Here is a 17,433-nt window from a genome sequence, read left to right as displayed (position 1 = left end):
TTATTTATTTTTTCTTAGAAGACAGTTTTTCCTGCAATTCTTCTGTTGCTTTAAGGATGCTTAGTTCTTCTTCAGCCGATTCAAATTCTGTTCTCAATGCTTCAATATTCGCCTCAAGGACTTTGCGTTTACGCTCAATCTCCCTGTCTTTTCGGCTAATTTCGTTTTGAAGCTTAATATCCGAGATGGTTTTTTTGAATTGATAAGATTGTCTTGCTGCTCCCGTCAAAATTCCTTGCGGACCTAATTCTACATCTAGCAATTCGATTCCGTTACTCGTTATGACAAATTCTCTAACTTGGTTAGAATGCCCCATTCCGCGCGCTTTGATGATAAAAATACCACGGTTTCTTTCGCCAACACCTTCCATATCGCGAACCGTAATCCAGGTATCCACCAATGACGAAACCGATTCTTCTGCCAGATCAGGTCTAACGGTGTCGGTTTGTTTGTTTAACGACGTAAACATGGCCGTAATATTATTGGCTTTCAGCATGTCAATTAATCGCACCAGCATAGAGCGCACTTCGTGTTCACTTCCTACCGAAATAAGATTACTGATCGGGTCAATAATAATGGTAGTAGGCTCAAATTCTTTGATTAACTTTCTAAGCGTAAGCAAATGTAGTTCTAAACCGTTTAATGACGGACGGGAAGAATGTATTTGCAAAATGCCTTTTTTGATGTGTTTTTCAAGATCAATTCCGATTGATTTCATGTTGCGCACCAATTGATGCGGTGATTCTTCAAAAGCAAAGTAAATCGTTTTTTCGTTCTTTTCGCATTGTTCATTAGCAAAATAACAGGCAACTGTCGTTTTAGCCGTTCCCGCCGTTCCCGAAACCAAAATATTACTTCCTCTGTAGAAACCGCCGCCATGAAACATTTCATTTAGTCCCGGAACACCTGTAGAGATAATATCTGAGGAAACTTCGTTATCCAATTTTAGAGAAGTAATCGGAAGAACTGAAATTCCGTCTTCGTCAATTAAGAACGGATACTCATTGGTTCCATGTGTTGAACCTCTGTATTTTACAATTCGAAGCCTTCTAGTCGAAACCTGTTCAATTACACGATGATCGAGAACAATTACGCAATCCGAAACGTATTCTTCCAGACCTTGGCGGGTTAGTGTAGCCTCGCCGCGTTCTCCTGTAATAACGGCAGTTACGCCTTTGGTTTTAAGCCAATGGAATAATCTTCGTAATTCTGCCCGTAAAATGGCCTGATTGTCCAGACCAGCAAACAGCGATTCGATGGTATCCAATACAACACGAGTCGCTTTTATAGAATCAATAGCATGTCCTAAACGAATAAATAAGCCGTCAAGATCGTATTCGCCCGCTTCCTCAATTTCTGATCTTTCAACGCGAACATGATCTACAACAAGCTTTTTATCTTTTTTAAGTTTTTCAAGGTCAAAGCCTAATGATTTAACATTTAGAGTCAAGTCGTCTGAAGGTTCTTCAAAAGACATAAAAACTCCTGGTTCGTTATACTCTGTAATTCCTTTTATAAGGAACTGCATAGACAATAAAGTCTTACCGCATCCCGCTCCACCGCAGATTAAAGTTGGTCGTCCTTTCGGAAATCCACCTTCTGTAATCTCATCTAATCCGTCAACTCCAGTAGGAGTTTTTGGAAATATAAAACTATGTGATTTTGTTTTTTCTTGCACGATAATAAATTTCTGTATTACTCAAATATACCTTTTTCTGCAGAATTTTCAATGAATTCTGATTAAGATTTAACAGGCGTTTAATGAAGTTTTAAAAAAAAATTAAGAGAATTGATTTAAAAATCTAAATAAATCGAAGAATTTTAACCAAAAATCTAAAGAATACGAATTCAATATTTAACATAAAAACAAGGCTTTTTACTAAAACTTATTTTTCAATACTATTTTAATGTTAAAATGTACTTCTGGTATACTCTGTGATACTGGTTACAAAGTTATACCATTTTGAATTTACCTTTGTCTCATTAATTTAAAACACATATACAATGGACAATTTAAAAAATAAAGTGGCAGTGATAACTGGCGGAAACAGTGGAATAGGATATGCTACAGCCCAATTATTAAAAGATCAGGGTGCAGAAGTAATTATTACAGGAAGAAGAAAAGAGGCGATAGAAAAAGCAGCTTTAGAACTAGGTGTTACAGCCATTACAGCAGACCAATCGAATATTTCGGATATTGAAAAACTGGCAGAAAAGGTAAAAGCCGATTTCGGTTCGGTTGATATTTTGTTTATCAATGCAGGAATTGCAGGTTTAGGAACAATTGAACAAACCACAGAAGAATTGTACGACAGCATTATGAATGTGAATCTAAAAGGTGCTTTTTTTACTTTAAGCAAATTTATCCCGATTTTGAAAGATGGTGCTTCGGTGGTATTTCTTTCTTCTAATACTGCTAGTATGCCAGGTCCGGGATCTTCGGTTTATTCGGCGAGTAAAACGGCTTTGAATTCGTTTATGAGATCTGCGGCTTTAGAATTAGCGCCTAGAAAGATTCGTGTCAATTCGGTTAGCCCAGGACCAACTCAAACCGAAGTCATGAACAAAGTAGGCTTAGACGAAACCACCGTAAAAGGTATTATGGATGTCGTAGTAGAAAAAGTCCCGCTAAAACAAATGGGAAGGGCAGAAGATGTGGCTCAAATGGTGTCGCATTTGAGTAGTGATGCTGCGGTGTTTATGACTGGGGCGGATGTTATTATGGATGGGGGGATGAGTTTGGGGTGATTTTGTTTAATTTTTAATGAATGAAAAAGAGCTTGTTTTCTACAAGCTCTTTCTTTTATATAACTTTATTTTGTAGTGGCAAATTGTTTAATAATTCTTCTAATTTCTTCTTGCCATTTTAGTACTTCATCTTCTACATTAATCAAAACAACACTACATATTTTACTATCATGTTTGCCATCTTTTTTTAGATATACTCCTGCTTTACTATTTTTATTATCTCCTGGATAAATCAAAGCTACTTTATTAGCATCATAATATTCATGATAGACATACATTTGTCTTAAGTCGTCAGGAGAAGGATTATATCCATTTAGATTTTTCCATTTGGTATCTAATACAATATTTCCATCATTAGTTTCAATATAAATATCTGGTTTCATCGCAGTTCTTTTGCCATTTTCTGGTTTCCAAAAAAACTTTGACGATTGCGCTTTTATTTTAATGAAATCAGTTGTATTTTTCTTTAAGCTTGCATATATAAATTGTTCCCATAAAAGATTCATATCAAACATTAAAGCCAGAACATGGTTGCGTCCTTTACTCACATCTGGGTGGTATTTTAATAATAATAATTTAGCAATTTCAATGGCTTTTTGATAATGCAGGTTTTTTCGATTATAGGCTAATTTTTCAAAAGTGGCATCTGAAACCTTTGTATCTGGCATTTCAGGAAAATGCAAAAGTAAAACACCAATTCTACTGCGTAAATCATTATTGGTGTTAATCTGTTTTAATAATTTTATGGTTTTATAAAGAATGAAATGCAAGATGTGTTCAATATCATAAGTCGAATGGCGTACATAAAAACGTTCCTGATGAACAAGATTCTGCTGAATGTGTTTGTTGAATTGCAAACTACCTTTTAATGCAGTAACATTACTTTCTTTTTTTCTGTACCTTTTTACTAAACCATTATGTAGCAAATATTCTACTTCTTTGATAAATAGTTCAAAATATAAATCTAAAATAGTATTAGGTTTTATTTTTAAATTACTGGAGCTTGTAGATTTTATATCAAAGCTTCCAACAGCTCGTAACATTCCAATTAGTAAATTACGCCATTTGCTGTCTTCTGTTTCTGAATGTGGAATTTTGTCTGTCTTTGGTAAAACTTCAATTAGTGTATTTCCAACTTGTAAAACTCCAACATGTTCATTGAATTGAACACCATTATAAACTAATTTATAGAAAGGTTTACCATTCCCATAATAACGTTCTAAAGCTTCGAATTGCTCTTTAGTGATTTTTTTTTCACCTCGATCAAAACGAAGAATTTCATGTTCAAAAACAACCATATTTTCTTTTGTTTTACTCAAATTATTTATTCATTAAATATTGAATAGCTTGACCAAATTTTATTTTTTCATCAAACTCTTCAAGCTCATTTCTATAATCAATAATTTCATAAACATTTCGATCTTCAAAATTATTTTCATGATCGTCAAACTTGGCAAAGATATTTGATTCTTTATTCGATTCTTTCAAGTATACAAAGCCCTTTCCTAATACTAGACCAATTTTACTGTAATCTCCAAAAAAATATTCCTGAAGCAAAGGAATGATATTATTATAAAAAGAATTTATGATAGAATCTTCATCTTTATTAAGTAAGTAGGAGTGACCTATTTTATGATCTTTATCTAATAGTTTTTCAATTCTTAAATTGATGGTTTGAAGTATTTCCCAAGCTTTATGACCAAAAATTTCATTTTGCAATCCCTCTAAATGATAAACTGGGGGTATTTCTTCAAAACAAAAACGTCTTCTTAAAGCAGCATCCAAAGCTTCAACACTTCTATCTGCCGTATTCATAGTTCCAATAATGAAAAGATTTGCAGGAACTCCAAACTTATCTTTGCTATAAGGTAATGTAACTTCCAAACTCTCGCTTTTTCCTAGACGTTTGTCTTCTTCAATCAACGTTATTAATTCACCAAAGATTTGAGAAACATTCCCTCTGTTTATCTCATCGATTATTATTACAAAAGGTTTTACTATTTTGGCATTAATATCTTCTTTATACAATAAATCAAATTGTTCTTTTACATCTTCAAAAGAAAGTTCATCTTCATCAAAATGTATTGTTTCAATTTCACCCTTATTATCTATTACAAAATCATAGAATTTTTTGTAAACAGCAAAAAGCTCACAATGAATGTGACCAATAAGTGGATGTAAATCAGCTTTTAAACTTTTTATTTTAGATGGATCAATACCTTCTAACAATACTTTTTTTAGTTTTTCTTTAGTAACGCTAAATACATGTTGTCCTTCGGTATCTTTTTTGGAATTATCACTCCATAAATATTTTACCAAAATAGAATTATCATTCGCGTCCACAAGCATAATTTCTATGCCTGTTTTGGTTTTAAAAGTACCTTGACGTTTTCCTTCTAATGGCTTAATACTTTGTATAAAATCATTATAAACGATATCAAAATCATTAGTTTCTTTATTTCCAGAATCTTTTCTAATATATTCAACTAATGCTTTTTTTACTAAAGATTTAAACATCCCATATTCAATTTCATATTGAACTTGACTTGATACCGTTTTAGGCTTTATTCCCTCAATAAAATCTTCATAACTCATACTTTGATGAAAAGTAGTAAATACGATTCTACCTTCGGCTACTCTTTTATCGAAAAGATTTTTAACGGCCTTTCTATCGTCCCAGCTTAATTGTTGCTCTTCTTGTTCATTTATTATTTTTAGAGCTTTATTAATGCTATTATAAGTTTTTCCTGTCCCAGGAGGGCCATGCAAAATCTGATTTAAAGGTTGATTTGTCATTTTTTGATTTGATAAAATTGCGGATAGACTTTTAAATTCACTTCTAATTAATTCGCCAAAATTTGATTCTAAATAAAACAATGCTTCATCTAATTTTGTAAATAAATTTTCATCTTCAAAATCATAACTTTCGTGATAAGCCAAGCTTAATTCGCCTCCTTCATGTTCATTGTTCCAAAATGTTTTTTCATTTTTATGATCAGAAATTAATTTTTTAAATTGTTGTTTTCTTTTTTCATCAAAATGAATTTCTACGAATATTTTATTTGGATATTTGTTTCTAGTAATCAATTCATAATGGCAAAATCCATCCTTACCAATTTTATTTTCTGAATCAGTTAACCAAACATATTTAGGATATATTTTTTGAAAAGTAAAACCTTTAATTTTGGTTTTTTCTGTCCTAATATATGTTTTGAAATCATTGATGATTTGATCAAAACGGTTATTTAGTTTTATATTATTTTTCAAATCGAGTTTAATTTTTTCTCTTAAAATTGCCCATTCTAGAATATCATTTAGGGTTTTTGACCAATCTGGTCGTGAGTCTTCAATTATGCTAATTTCATTATTATTTATTTTAAAAGACTTAAAAGTGTTCTCAACATCAATCTCTTTCATTTTACCTTTACCAACGGTCATCCTATAGGATTCCAGTAAATAAGTTTTTCCTTGACTCTCCTTACATATTCTTGGATTAGATAAATCCATATTGTACAACTGACCTTTTATATTTAATGATTCAATAACTATATAACTACTTTTTTCTTTTGGTATACTTCTAATTACATAACTATGTGAGTTATCTATTTTTACAAATAAAAAGCCATTCATTCCATCCCAGCCACCATTAGGACTGCCATAAGTAATATTTGTTCTTCCCTTACAAATCCAATCCTTAATATTTTGGTCTATTTGTAGGTTTGTTAAATAGTTTAGAAAATCGTTTGCAATGATATATTGATTCATTAGTATTAAAAAGGATATTATTTAGTTATTTACTTCATTAATGTGATTATTAAATCGAGAATCTTTATTAAAAGTCATGAAAAATGCATACAATTACTGTAAAAATAATTCATTTGCTAAAGTATTGAATGTTTAATTAAAAAGAATAAGGAAAACCGTAATCATTGAAATATATCCAGCAAGAATACCAATTATTAAATTCCAAATAGCAAGTTTTGCACGGTATTTTCCAAAATGCAACAAAAAACAAAACCCTCAGTTTTCTTTCAAAAACCAAGGGTTTTAATTTTTTTTTCAAAAAGAATAAACCTTTACTTCAAATCCAGATAAGGATCTAAAATTTCAGCTAGTTCATTGAGCCAATAGAAGCTGTCTCCAAGTTTGGCAGCGTTTAACTGAATGTTTTCTTGATCGTTTAGAACGCCCAATGCGAGGGTTAGATTTACCTGTCTTATGGCTCTCGCCATATCGAGTGGGTCAATTCTGTCGTTGAAGAAATTCATTAGACCGATTTCGGCTTCTTTTGAAAGGGTTTTGGTACTCATAACTCTGTAATTTAGGAAATATAAAACCCATGTAGCTTAGGTGTCCTACGCTTACAGAAGCGTTACGGTTGTTTCCAATGCCGCCACCATACCACATGGGCAAGAAGTTTTTTAAGTATCATAATTCTGTAATTTAGGAAGCGCAAATATATTAAAAAAGAAGTTGGTTTAATAGTTTAAAAAGAAGTTGGTTTAATAGTTTAAAAAGTAGTATAATTCTTAAATATTTATTTTCCTGATAGCGCACATTTTCCAACCGTGCCCGCAACAATAAGACACAACACAAATTATCAAGACAGAAGCTATAAAGAATCATACAGCTTTTGTTTTGTATTTAAAATAGAGAACCAAACCGATCTTTGCGGGCACGGATTATAAATCCGCGCTATCGGGATTTTTTTTATTTGTTTACAAAATTGTGACTTAGAAAATTTTCTTATACTTATTTGTTTTTAAAGACAGTTTTGATTCAAGTATTTTTTTCTCAATTACTTTTCCTTTCTGATCAATTTTGAAGCATATATAGATATATCCATTGCCTATTGTCGAATATGAAAAACTATTTATTTCGATTATTATACTTGTATAATTTAATCTTTTTAATGCGACGATCTTAATAGGAATGAGATTTGTAAAATCTTTGATAACAATATTTTTAATGTCATAATTATTTATCTCTATTATTGGATTTTGTGAAAAATTTAGTTTTTCAATTAGCTTTTTTGTTAGCGAATTTTTATTGCATTCTGAGGTAATTACATTTTCAGTTTTTAGAAAAAAAGTAATTTCATTGTTAAACAGATTCTCGTGAATTTTATAAACACTTAAAGAATCATTAATTGCTATTCTACATGATTTTATTTCCTTTTGAATAAAGTCAGGAGTATTCTTTTGTGCAATTAATGTATTAAGAAAAAGACAGAAAAAAAACGTGGTAATTCTCATAATTCACCTGTTGGGCTATTTTTAAAACTGAAATTGGTTATTTATGGATTATTGTTATCTAATAAGGTTGTTATAGAGTCAATATTTGTCCTTTTGTAGTTAGAAAGAGGAAAACTTGTCTCAGCAAATTTTAATGTTTTTTTGTATTGTTTCCAACCCCAAGACTCAATATTTAGACTATCTACATAAAATTCATTAGACTTAAATGAAACATATGTTTTGGTAAAAAAACCGTTATTTCCTATGAGATCTTTAGATATAATAAAGCCACTTTTATTAATTTTTATTTCTTCGTAGTAAATAGGGGTATTGCATTTTAAAACGTTTTTATAAATTTTAAAAATTTCACTCTTTTTATTTATCGTTTTGCTTATAAATAGTATCGGAAAATCAAACTCTGAATTATTAGGAAAACAATCGTCATTACTACTTTCATAATAAGGTTTTAAAACAACAATTGTATCTATTGTTTTATTGTTGTCAAAATCAAAAGGAATAGGTTGGTCTGTATAATAATTTGAGAATATAATTCCATATCTGTTTTTGTAACCCTTAATTTGATCCAAACATTTTTTTTCTAACAAATTATTTTTTGGTCTAAATAAAGTGTCTCTTGATAAATCATGTGAATTTAAAATCACATTTTTTTTAATTTTATTGTTGCATGAAGAAAGAATGATTGATAATAAAAGGAGATATAAATTATACTTCATAATTATTTAAATTTTAAAAAGAAAATGAGACTTGACTAAAAATAGCTCCACACTAAAGGTAGGTTGTGTAGTTAAAATAATACTAAGTAGTAGTATGATTTTTTTCATAATCCGTTTTTTAGGCGTCAATAATTTGGCGTTTAGGTTTGTCTTTTACTAGATGTAGTCCCTCTTGTTGGCGTGAGTGTTTCGCTCTTGCGCATGGCACTTAATTTAATTCGGTTGCATGAATTTTGTACTCATGAGCGGGACGCTCAAGCCAACAGTAGAGTCTTGTAAAGTCTTCAGTTAAATTATGACTTGCATTTACAATTTTTAATAAGAATTGTATCTTTATCGAAGATAACTCCTATATCATTTTCAATCACTTTTTTAATTTGTTCATTAGTCCATTTGTTTTTTTTTCTTGCTCCATCAATATAAATATTTGGACGAAAATATGCTGTTAAAACTGAGATTGTAATAATGCCATTTTTTATTTGAAATGATTTAATTTGTGGAGTTACTAAATGAAACTGGTTTCTGTCCTTTTCTTTTACAGAATAAAAGAGTATTTTTTGTGCTGTTTCTAAGTTTACTCTTTTTTGCAATACACTGTCTTTATCTTGGATATATAATTTAATTGCTGATTCAGGCACTAGCATTTTTGATAGTGGGTAATATTCTGCTTTTTTTAAACAATAATTTTCTTTTTTTTTTAGATTACACGATATGAAAAGAAAAATTAATAAATATAAGAGGTGTTTAATTTGTAATTGTTTCATTTTTTGGAGATTTGAAATTAAACTATTTTATAATTATCTTTTAAATAGGGGCCATATTCCCCCTGCTAGCGCGAGCGTCTCGCTCGTGCATTTGCAAGATTTGTCTTTAATTGTGTCATTCTTTGTGTTCACGAGCGGGACACTCGCGCCGGCAGGGGAAAATGATTGCTCTAGGAAGTAGTGGTATTTTTTTGTAGTGAAGTTGGTCATTAGTTCGAGCGAAACGCTAGGAAGATTTTTTAATATTCTTGCAAATTATTAATCCATTTTTGTTGGTCATTATTTAACGTATCGAACTGCATTATTGCTTCTAGATTTATTGTTTTTTCAATGTTGTGAGGTGTTTCCATATCTAATGTTTGTACTATCGGTTCACTTTCACTATAATAAGATGTTTTTATTTTATTTATTATTAGTTTATAGTTTTTTAATTGAAAAATGGTACTTATTTTTCTGTTGTCTTCTTTTACATTAAAATGAAATTTTAGTTTAAGTTCTGATAACAATTTTTCATAACTGGTTTCTTTTTCTTTTGAATTATAGCAAATAACAGCTAATAGTAGGTTATTAGTATCTGACATCATTTGAAAATGATTAAATCTTAAATTTTTATAGAAATATGATGTGTCATCTTCTGTATATCTGTTGAGAGAAAATACTTTTCCAATTATTTTTTCCGCATCATCTGTATAATTAATTTGATTGTTTAACTCGTTAGCATATATGTTTTTCATAGAAACATATCGTGTTTCATAATATTTGGAAAATGCTTCTTTCGCATTTATCGTTTTATAAATATTGTTCTCATTGGGCAATAAATATTGGGTAGAATCTTTATCCACAAAATTTGCAAGAAAAAATTCTTTTACATTTACTTTTTTGTTCAAATTTTCAAAATTGGTATAACCCTTTTGTGAGTATGCAAAGTTAAGGACAATGTGACAGAGTAAAATTGAAAATACTTTTGCCTTTAGTGATTTCTTGTTATTATTTAATGTGATCATATTTAATTTTTTAGTTTCTTTTATTTCTTTTATTTTTCCTGCCAATAATCTAAATCTGGAAACACAATAGGTTCTCTGCCTTCCCATTTAGGAAATACAAAATCTTTAGGTAAAGAATATTCAGGTGCCATTAATCTTTTAAGATGTTCATTATAGACACCAAGCTGAAAAGACATAATTTTTTCGTTTTTTGATTTATTAATTAAATAAATATCACCAATAACTTTATCTAGGGTATCTTTTTTTATAGATATAATCATTCTATCAAATTGTTTAGGATTAATTTTTTTTTCTAGATTCTGTGGCATAATAATATCACCATTAAACCACCTTGATTCATCTTGGGAGTACCATTGGATATGAATTTGAATTGGAAGTTTTTTCTTTCTAGAAAGAAAGTCAGAGTTTTTTGGATAGGAAACAAATCGATCTTTCCAAGGCAAAAAACTGGATTTATTGTCAATTCGAAATAAACTGCCATCCTTGGCATAAAATGTTAATGCAAACTTGTATTCTTCTTCGCTTGAAAATCCAATATCATATGGATATTCTTTTTCTCCTTTTTCCCAAACAGAATAGGGAATGCCATGAATTTTCCAATAGGTAAGATAATTGCCCCATGACTTTATCTCTTTTTTTTTGTAGTCATCATCTATGTTTTTATCTTCTTCCCATTTTAAAATTTTAAACTTCGCTATTTCTGTACTGCCAGTTCCTCCCTGCATCCATACAGTTATATTGCCTCCAGGTGCCATTCCTGCAACAATTACACTGTAATCATTTCGGACACCATAAGAATCTATCACTTTTCTTTTAAACAATTCGAGCATTTTTTCTCTAGGCAATTTAAACCCTCCTCTATATACTAAGTTGTCGACTGAACAGATCCATTTTACCGCCATGCTATCAGGAACGGGCTTGTATTTGTCACCTCCAACATAACCGCCGCTAGTAATGCCCCATCCTTGATCTGCTCCTGTACCAGAAGACGCCCCCGCAACACTTTGTCCTTGATAAAAATATTCTACAAACGGTGCGCCTGATGGGTAATTTTTTGGACCAGAAAGACCTGCATTCCAGTCAAATGTATCTTTAGACTGACAGCTTGCAAATAAACTAATGATTAAAAAGCAGTATATAAAAAATCTAACTTTTGGGTACATATATTTCTCTTTTATAAATTACTTTATCCTCTTTTATAATTGGTTCAACAGGTTCATTGATAAAAACATAATTTGCCAAAAGATGATGATCTCCTGTTTGCACTGTTAAAAAATCATTTTCAAAACCGCCATAATGCGCTGATAAATGAACGTAATTGTGGTGTATGTGTTTGTAGATCTCGTAATCTATCTCGTAGGTTGAATTTTTGTCTTTGTTTTCTTCTTTTGAAGCGGCACGCATAATTTCTAAATACTTTCGCAATATATCAAATGATTCTGTTTCGGGAATTTCGTATTCAAATTTATATGGAGGCTTTGGAGAGGCTTCATCGTAACTTTTAAAGAATGGCACGTCATTTTCTATTGCCTTTTCTAACATGAGTTGCATGGGTACGAGCGAATACTTGTTTGAAATATATCTAGAATCTTTTAAAACATAATGATCTGAATCTTTAGTTTGATATACCTGATACATTGGATTATTTGAGATGGTCTTTCCTTCATCTGGAAAATCATTCGGTGCTTTTAGTTCTCTACTAGATATGCTTGTCCCCATCGAATTTGGTGAAATGCTGGTTTCGGTAACATGATCATAGGTATTTACAAATTGCAGCTCCTCATTAGTGCAGATAAATCTGTCTGTATAAAATTGCTTAAATTTCTGCATCTGACTCAGGATTTCTTTATCGCCAAGCGGTAAATCAAAATAACTTAATACAGGTTCATATTGTGTTAACTCTGCATACCCTCCGCCAATATCGGAGTGGGAGCCTATCATACCTAGCGTATAACCTTGTTCTGATGGGGTAAAAGCAAAGTTTTTCCGCCATTCTGTAGATGCTTTTATATGAAAAACTTTGCCTATTTTGATGCTTCCTATATTGGTTTTTATTTCGGGCAATGCTTCTTGAGCCAAAGGAGCCATAGATAAATAAGGTATGAGTGGTGCTCCAAGTCCTAGTTTGTACCCCATATTTTCTTTTACAACTATATCTGATATTACGGTATCAAAAATACCTAAAAAGCGTATTTCTATTTTGTAGGTTTCTCCCACAGGTAGATGTCCTTTTGCACTAAGCTCAAATCCCAATTGTCCTCCGGCATGTTTATCAATTATTTTTTTTCCAGAGGGCAAAGGGTATTTATCATAAGGATCATTGATCATTTCATTTCTGTACGTGGCTTTTTTCATCACTTCGTTGCAAAAATGCCTTGCAGCAGCAGCTCCTCTGCTAAAGCCAAATACATCAATTACAATTTTGTTGATTTTTTTATCTTTGGGTATTGCACTAAACTGGTTTTGAACCACTTTTTCGATGCCCTCGTGTACACGGCTTATTACACCCCAAGTATCTCTGGCCAAACCCGAACCTAAAAAATCATCTGGCTTTCCTTGTTTTGTACCAATACCTTCTACATATTGTTTTAACAATGCATATTCTCCATATTCAGAATGAGCATCTATTTGATTTTTATCATCCTTACTAGGTGTTTTTTTTTCCTTATATAAATCAAAAAGTTTGGCAATATTAGAATAAGGATTCCAGTAGCTGTCACGATCTGTAATTTTTACTTTTATTTTTTTGCTTTTTTTGTCTTTATCTTCTATTGTAATTTCTGTTTCTTTGTTTGCAGGAATATCTTTTGGGTCTATTCTGTCGGTATTACTTTTAATTTTAGAGTAATACATGCTGTCAGAATTAAAACGATTGTTTCCAGTGCCATCAAAAAACATTCCTACATATACATTGACTGAGTTTTCAGGCTGTTTTGGTACATATTTTTCTGGTTCACCATAGGTGTGATTTTTAGCAAAATAATCTATAAATCCGTTTGAGTTGTGTTCAATTCCTCCTTTGGCATAAACTCTAGAAGTTCCTCCAGTTTTTTCTATTATATTTCCTTTTACTCTAATATATTCTGACATAGTTTATTTTTCTTCGGTTATGGTATAGGTTAAAAAATCTATAGCATGAAACTGCCCATCAGCATAGAAGGTTTTGTTGGCAATTTCTTCTATTTGTTCTTTTGGCATCATGATAATGAGACTGCCATCTGATTTTCGAATTTCATCGCCCATTTTTTCTAATCTAAAAGGCTCAAAATTAATTCGGATATGACAGGCATGATTGGTCATGTGGTTTCCATAAGGATCACTATAACTGACATTGCTGTCTTTCAAGAAAAAATGAGCGCCGTTTTTAGAGTTGTGAAAACTGTAATTGCCAATGTTTCCCATTATGGTAATACCGCAGATTGTTTTTATTGCCATCTTAGTTAGTTTTGTCTTGTTTTCTCACTACTGTTGTTTTTGATATCCTTATCAGAGTGAAACTCATGTCCAATTTCACTATGTGTAACTATTCTGTTTTCAGAAGCAATATTTCTATCTTTTTTTACTTCTGAGTTAGAGTCGCCATCAATATTGATATGATTATCTCCAGCAACATGTAGTATTTTATCCAATCCGACACTAGTGTCTAAAATTCCTCCAATACTTGATGTTTTATTTAGTGTAGCTGTTTCAGAGATATTAGTTCCAGCTACATAAGTTATACTTTCACTTGCCTCAAAAACAATATTTTTAGCCCGTATAGTAACTGTTTCAGGAGAGGTCATATTAATATTTTTGCCTTCTTCATCTAGCTGAATTTCATTCCCACTCGGGTCAGAGAGTATGATGCACACTTTTTCAATAAATTTGAAAAGCTGTCCAAAAGGGAGTTTCCAGCCTTTAATTCGGTTTTTGTCATCAAAGAAATCGGGCATTTCTTTTCCGTTGTAATAGGTGCCAGAAACATACGGGCGTTCCGCATTGCCGCCTTCAAAACTCACCTGAACTTCTTCGCCAATTTCGGGTCTGAAATAAAGCCCTTTTCCAGAACCAGAGTAAGGCTGAACCACACGCATCCAGTCGCTTTTGCTTGACCAGCCATTCCAGAAGAATTCCACTTTTATGCGTCCCATTTTTTCAGGGTCATTATTGTCAATTACTATTGCGGGCTGGCTTTCGGCGGGAGCAAATGCCGTTACGTCTGTGTAGTGTGGCGCTGCCACATCGGCTGGAATTGCTTTGAACTGGCAGGTGTAATTTCCGTTTACTTCAGAGCGGTGTACAATTTCAACTGCCAATAAATGGTGCTCTACATTTTTGTTTTCAATAGAAAAAGTCTGTCCCAAACCTATTGGCAGATAAGAGGTGCCGCTGTAGAATATGCTGTTGGCATCGCGCCCTGCAGTCTGCATTTTCACCATTTTATCAATTTCTTCTTTATTTTGAGCGTTGCTGGTATACGCGCCGTTTTCGAGTCCGGGTCTTACAATGTAAGGCTGTTTAAAGACGGCAAGCGATGCAAAACGATCTCGGCTTCCTTCTGAGGTTTTTTCTGCACCATTTTTTATGGGGGAAGCGCTATTGTAGTCATAGCTGCTGAACGAAGTTTTGTGCGAAACCAGATTGGCCTCGATGCTAAAGTTATGCAGAGACGATTCGTTTATGAGTTTTATGTCGGTGTTTTTAATTTTGCCAAACTGCATGCGCATTCCGTCAAAATAAAACCATTGGGCATAGCGTGCAGAAAGGCGTTTAAGGAAATCAAAGCTCGTTTCGTTATACTGGATTTTAAAACTGAATTCTTTGGTATAAGTAGGTACAATGGCTTCTCTCTGATAGAATTCTCCCGAACTTTCTTCTGCAAAAATTTCGAGCCCAATCTGCTGAAGGCTTTTCTCGCGAAAGATTCTGGATTTTGGCATATCATCCAGAGCAATGGTATGGCTTGTTCCCGTTACATGCAGTCCGGCGGGGCTTCCGTGCAGATCGATAGAGCCTAATTTTGTAATTCTTCCTTTAGACATCAGTCGGATGCCTTTTACTTTAAAGGTAAAAATGACCTCGCTGCCAATATAGTTGCTAAAGGCTTTTTCCTGATCCTGCGGGGCAATAATAGGTTTTCCTGTGTATTGCCAAAAGAAAGAAAAATGATGGTGGTCTGCCATTTTTTGAGAGAGCTCAAGATTGTAGTAGATAACATTTTGGGTAAAGCCTTCTATGGTAATATGTACCTGTTCGGAGAATTTTGACATTTTTTATAAATTTAAATAGGGTAGTGATTGGTTAAATTGAAATCTATTTTTTAAAGAACTTGGCATTGCCGAAAATCGATTCTTTGGCGGTCAGTTCTAGGGATAAGAGCATTAGAATTTGCTCATGCTGTTACATTCTTCTTCGTTGATTTGTAGTTTGCTAGAAAGCTCATGCTGTTTGTTTTAAGGTTAATTTGATGCAATAGTTTTGCGATCCTTTATTTTGATATAGAGGAGAATAGTGGGATTTCTAAAATGTAGTTGGATTTACTGCTGGTATATGCGCAGTATTTTTAGTGCGGTATTATGGTAAATATAGACAGGGAGAAATAATAGTGACTACCTCTAAAAGACAAAAAAATAATAGAATAGGGTATTTTAAGAATCGCTAAATAAAAACAAAAGCAAAGTTTTCTTAAAAAACTAACAATAAAAAAGAGCAACTCAGTACCTTAGCATCTCAGTATCTTAGAAACTAGAAGACATGACCATTCAGCAGTTAAAATATATAGTCGCTTTAGACGAAGAACGGCATTTTGCAAGAGCTGCCGAAGTTTGTATGGTAACGCAGCCTGGACTTACCATTCAGTTAAAAAATCTGGAAGAAGAAATCGGAATTAAGATTTTTGATCGAAATAAAGTGCCGTTGACACCAACCGTTTTAGGAATTGAAATTATTAATAAAGCCAAAAAGATACTTCGTGAAGTCGATGAAATTCGTGATTTTGTGATCAATGAAAAAAATCTGCTGGAAGGAGAGCTGAAACTTGGCATTATTTCTACTTTATCGCCTTATCTGATTCCGCTGTTTATTCAGGCCATGAAAGAAGTGGCACCAAAAGTGCATTTTATTATTAAAGAAGGATATACGGGGCATTTAATGCGCGATTTGGAAACAGGTGCAATTGACGTTGCCATTATGGCTACGCCAACAGGAAACCCGAATTTAATTGAACATGTTGTTTTTAAAGAACCGTTTGTTGCCTATTTAAATCAGACGCATCCTATGGCGAATGATGAATTTTACGAAATGCAGCCTGGCGACAAAACCGAATTGTTATTATTGCATCACGAATATTGCTACAACGCACAATTGTTAGACATCTGCGGACTAAAAACATCCGATAAAATTAAGGAGCAATTTACGTACGATATTAATTCGATAGAAACCTTAAAAAATCTAGTTCGCGCCCATTTAGGATTTGCAATTATTCCTAAACTTTCCACCTTAAACGAATCTGGCGGACTTTTTAAGCCTTTCAAGGAACCTGTTCCCGTAAGAGAAATAAGTTTAGTAGTTTCCGATTCCTTCTCCAAGAAATTATTACTAGAAAAAATGAATGAAGCAATCTGGAATTGTCTTCCCGAATCGTTAAAAAAAGATTTCAATTATAAAAAAATCCGCTGGAATGATTCGCCTTATTTTATAAAAGCAGTTAGTAAGTCGAGTTAAATTCCAAAATAAAAATTCCAAATTCCAAGCTATAAAGTAATTGGAATTTGGAATTTTTATGAATCTATTCAAAAAAGAATTACATCTAGTTTTGTCAGTCTGAGCGAAGTCGAAGACCAAGCAAGTAACGCCGCAATCAAAATCGCCAATCTTTGTAGAGTTTCTCGCGAAGATTTCTCCTTCGTCGAAATTGTAAAAGTTACTTATTTCGGTAACGGATTTATCATTTCAATTGGCTTTTTTCCAT

At 32.4% G+C, this 17,433-nt stretch carries 14 protein-coding genes; 2 read left to right on the top strand and 12 right to left on the bottom strand.

Going from position 1 to position 17,433, the window contains the following annotated elements:
• Positions 1–4: 4 nt before the first annotated feature.
• Positions 5–1,678 (bottom strand): circadian clock protein KaiC, encoded by a 1,674-nt coding sequence (kaiC, locus tag AC3Y25_RS19150; RefSeq protein WP_489903839.1) that lies wholly within the window; start codon positions 1,676–1,678, stop codon positions 5–7.
• 326 nt (positions 1,679–2,004) lie between these two features.
• Here kaiC and AC3Y25_RS19145 point away from each other — a divergent pair, with 326 nt between their 5' ends.
• Entirely contained in the window at positions 2,005–2,748 is a 744-nt protein-coding gene (locus AC3Y25_RS19145) for an SDR family oxidoreductase (RefSeq protein ID WP_489903838.1), read from the top strand.
• Positions 2,749–2,813: 65 nt separating this feature from the next.
• Here AC3Y25_RS19145 and AC3Y25_RS19140 read toward each other — a convergent pair whose 3' ends face one another.
• From AC3Y25_RS19140 to AC3Y25_RS19090, 11 genes are all read right to left on the bottom strand, one after another.
• Positions 2,814–4,046 carry an McrC family protein gene (locus AC3Y25_RS19140; RefSeq protein WP_489903837.1) on the bottom strand — a complete coding sequence of 411 codons (1,233 nt, stop codon included), beginning with the start codon at positions 4,044–4,046 and terminating at the stop codon, positions 2,814–2,816.
• Between the two features lie 22 nt (positions 4,047–4,068).
• Positions 4,069–6,513, bottom strand: coding sequence for an McrB family protein (locus AC3Y25_RS19135; protein ID WP_489903836.1), 2,445 nt, complete (start codon positions 6,511–6,513; stop codon positions 4,069–4,071).
• 311 nt (positions 6,514–6,824) lie between these two features.
• A complete protein-coding gene (locus AC3Y25_RS19130; RefSeq protein ID WP_489903835.1) occupies positions 6,825–7,058 on the bottom strand; it encodes a hypothetical protein in 234 nt (77 codons plus the stop codon).
• Positions 7,059–7,481: 423 nt separating this feature from the next.
• The gene (locus AC3Y25_RS19125) at positions 7,482–8,003 is read right to left on the bottom strand and encodes a hypothetical protein (protein WP_250835896.1); all 522 of its coding nucleotides are present in this window, start codon (positions 8,001–8,003) and stop codon (positions 7,482–7,484) included.
• 41 nt (positions 8,004–8,044) lie between these two features.
• Positions 8,045–8,716, bottom strand: a complete 672-nt coding sequence (locus AC3Y25_RS19120) for a hypothetical protein (protein ID WP_489903834.1) — start codon at positions 8,714–8,716, stop codon at positions 8,045–8,047.
• A gap of 293 nt (positions 8,717–9,009) precedes the next feature.
• Positions 9,010–9,480, bottom strand: a complete 471-nt coding sequence (locus AC3Y25_RS19115) for a hypothetical protein (protein ID WP_489903833.1) — start codon at positions 9,478–9,480, stop codon at positions 9,010–9,012.
• A 239-nt stretch (positions 9,481–9,719) separates the two neighbouring features.
• Positions 9,720–10,529, bottom strand: a complete 810-nt coding sequence (locus AC3Y25_RS19110; protein WP_489903832.1) for a hypothetical protein — start codon at positions 10,527–10,529, stop codon at positions 9,720–9,722.
• Entirely contained in the window at positions 10,514–11,647 is a 1,134-nt protein-coding gene (locus AC3Y25_RS19105) for a DUF2931 family protein (RefSeq protein ID WP_489903831.1), read from the bottom strand. Before AC3Y25_RS19105 ends, AC3Y25_RS19110 begins: the two co-directional genes overlap by 16 nt.
• Positions 11,631–13,574 carry a phospholipase effector Tle1 domain-containing protein gene (locus tag AC3Y25_RS19100; protein ID WP_489903830.1) on the bottom strand — a complete coding sequence of 648 codons (1,944 nt, stop codon included), beginning with the start codon at positions 13,572–13,574 and terminating at the stop codon, positions 11,631–11,633. Before AC3Y25_RS19100 ends, AC3Y25_RS19105 begins: the two co-directional genes overlap by 17 nt.
• Positions 13,575–13,577: 3 nt before the next feature.
• Entirely contained in the window at positions 13,578–13,919 is a 342-nt protein-coding gene (locus AC3Y25_RS19095; protein ID WP_320495009.1) for a hypothetical protein, read from the bottom strand.
• Positions 13,920–13,924: 5 nt separating this feature from the next.
• A complete protein-coding gene (locus AC3Y25_RS19090; protein WP_489903829.1) occupies positions 13,925–15,733 on the bottom strand; it encodes a type VI secretion system Vgr family protein in 1,809 nt (602 codons plus the stop codon).
• Positions 15,734–16,217: 484 nt separating this feature from the next.
• Between AC3Y25_RS19090 and AC3Y25_RS19085 the strand changes: the two genes are divergently transcribed.
• The gene (locus AC3Y25_RS19085) at positions 16,218–17,186 is read left to right on the top strand and encodes a hydrogen peroxide-inducible genes activator (protein WP_482501291.1); all 969 of its coding nucleotides are present in this window, start codon (positions 16,218–16,220) and stop codon (positions 17,184–17,186) included.
• Positions 17,187–17,433: the final 247 nt, after the last annotated feature.

It is taken from the genome of Flavobacterium sp. LK-23 (assembly GCF_058135255.1).
The sequence above is the reverse complement of the archived record's forward strand: the minus strand, read 5'-3'. Positions and strand labels throughout refer to the sequence as shown.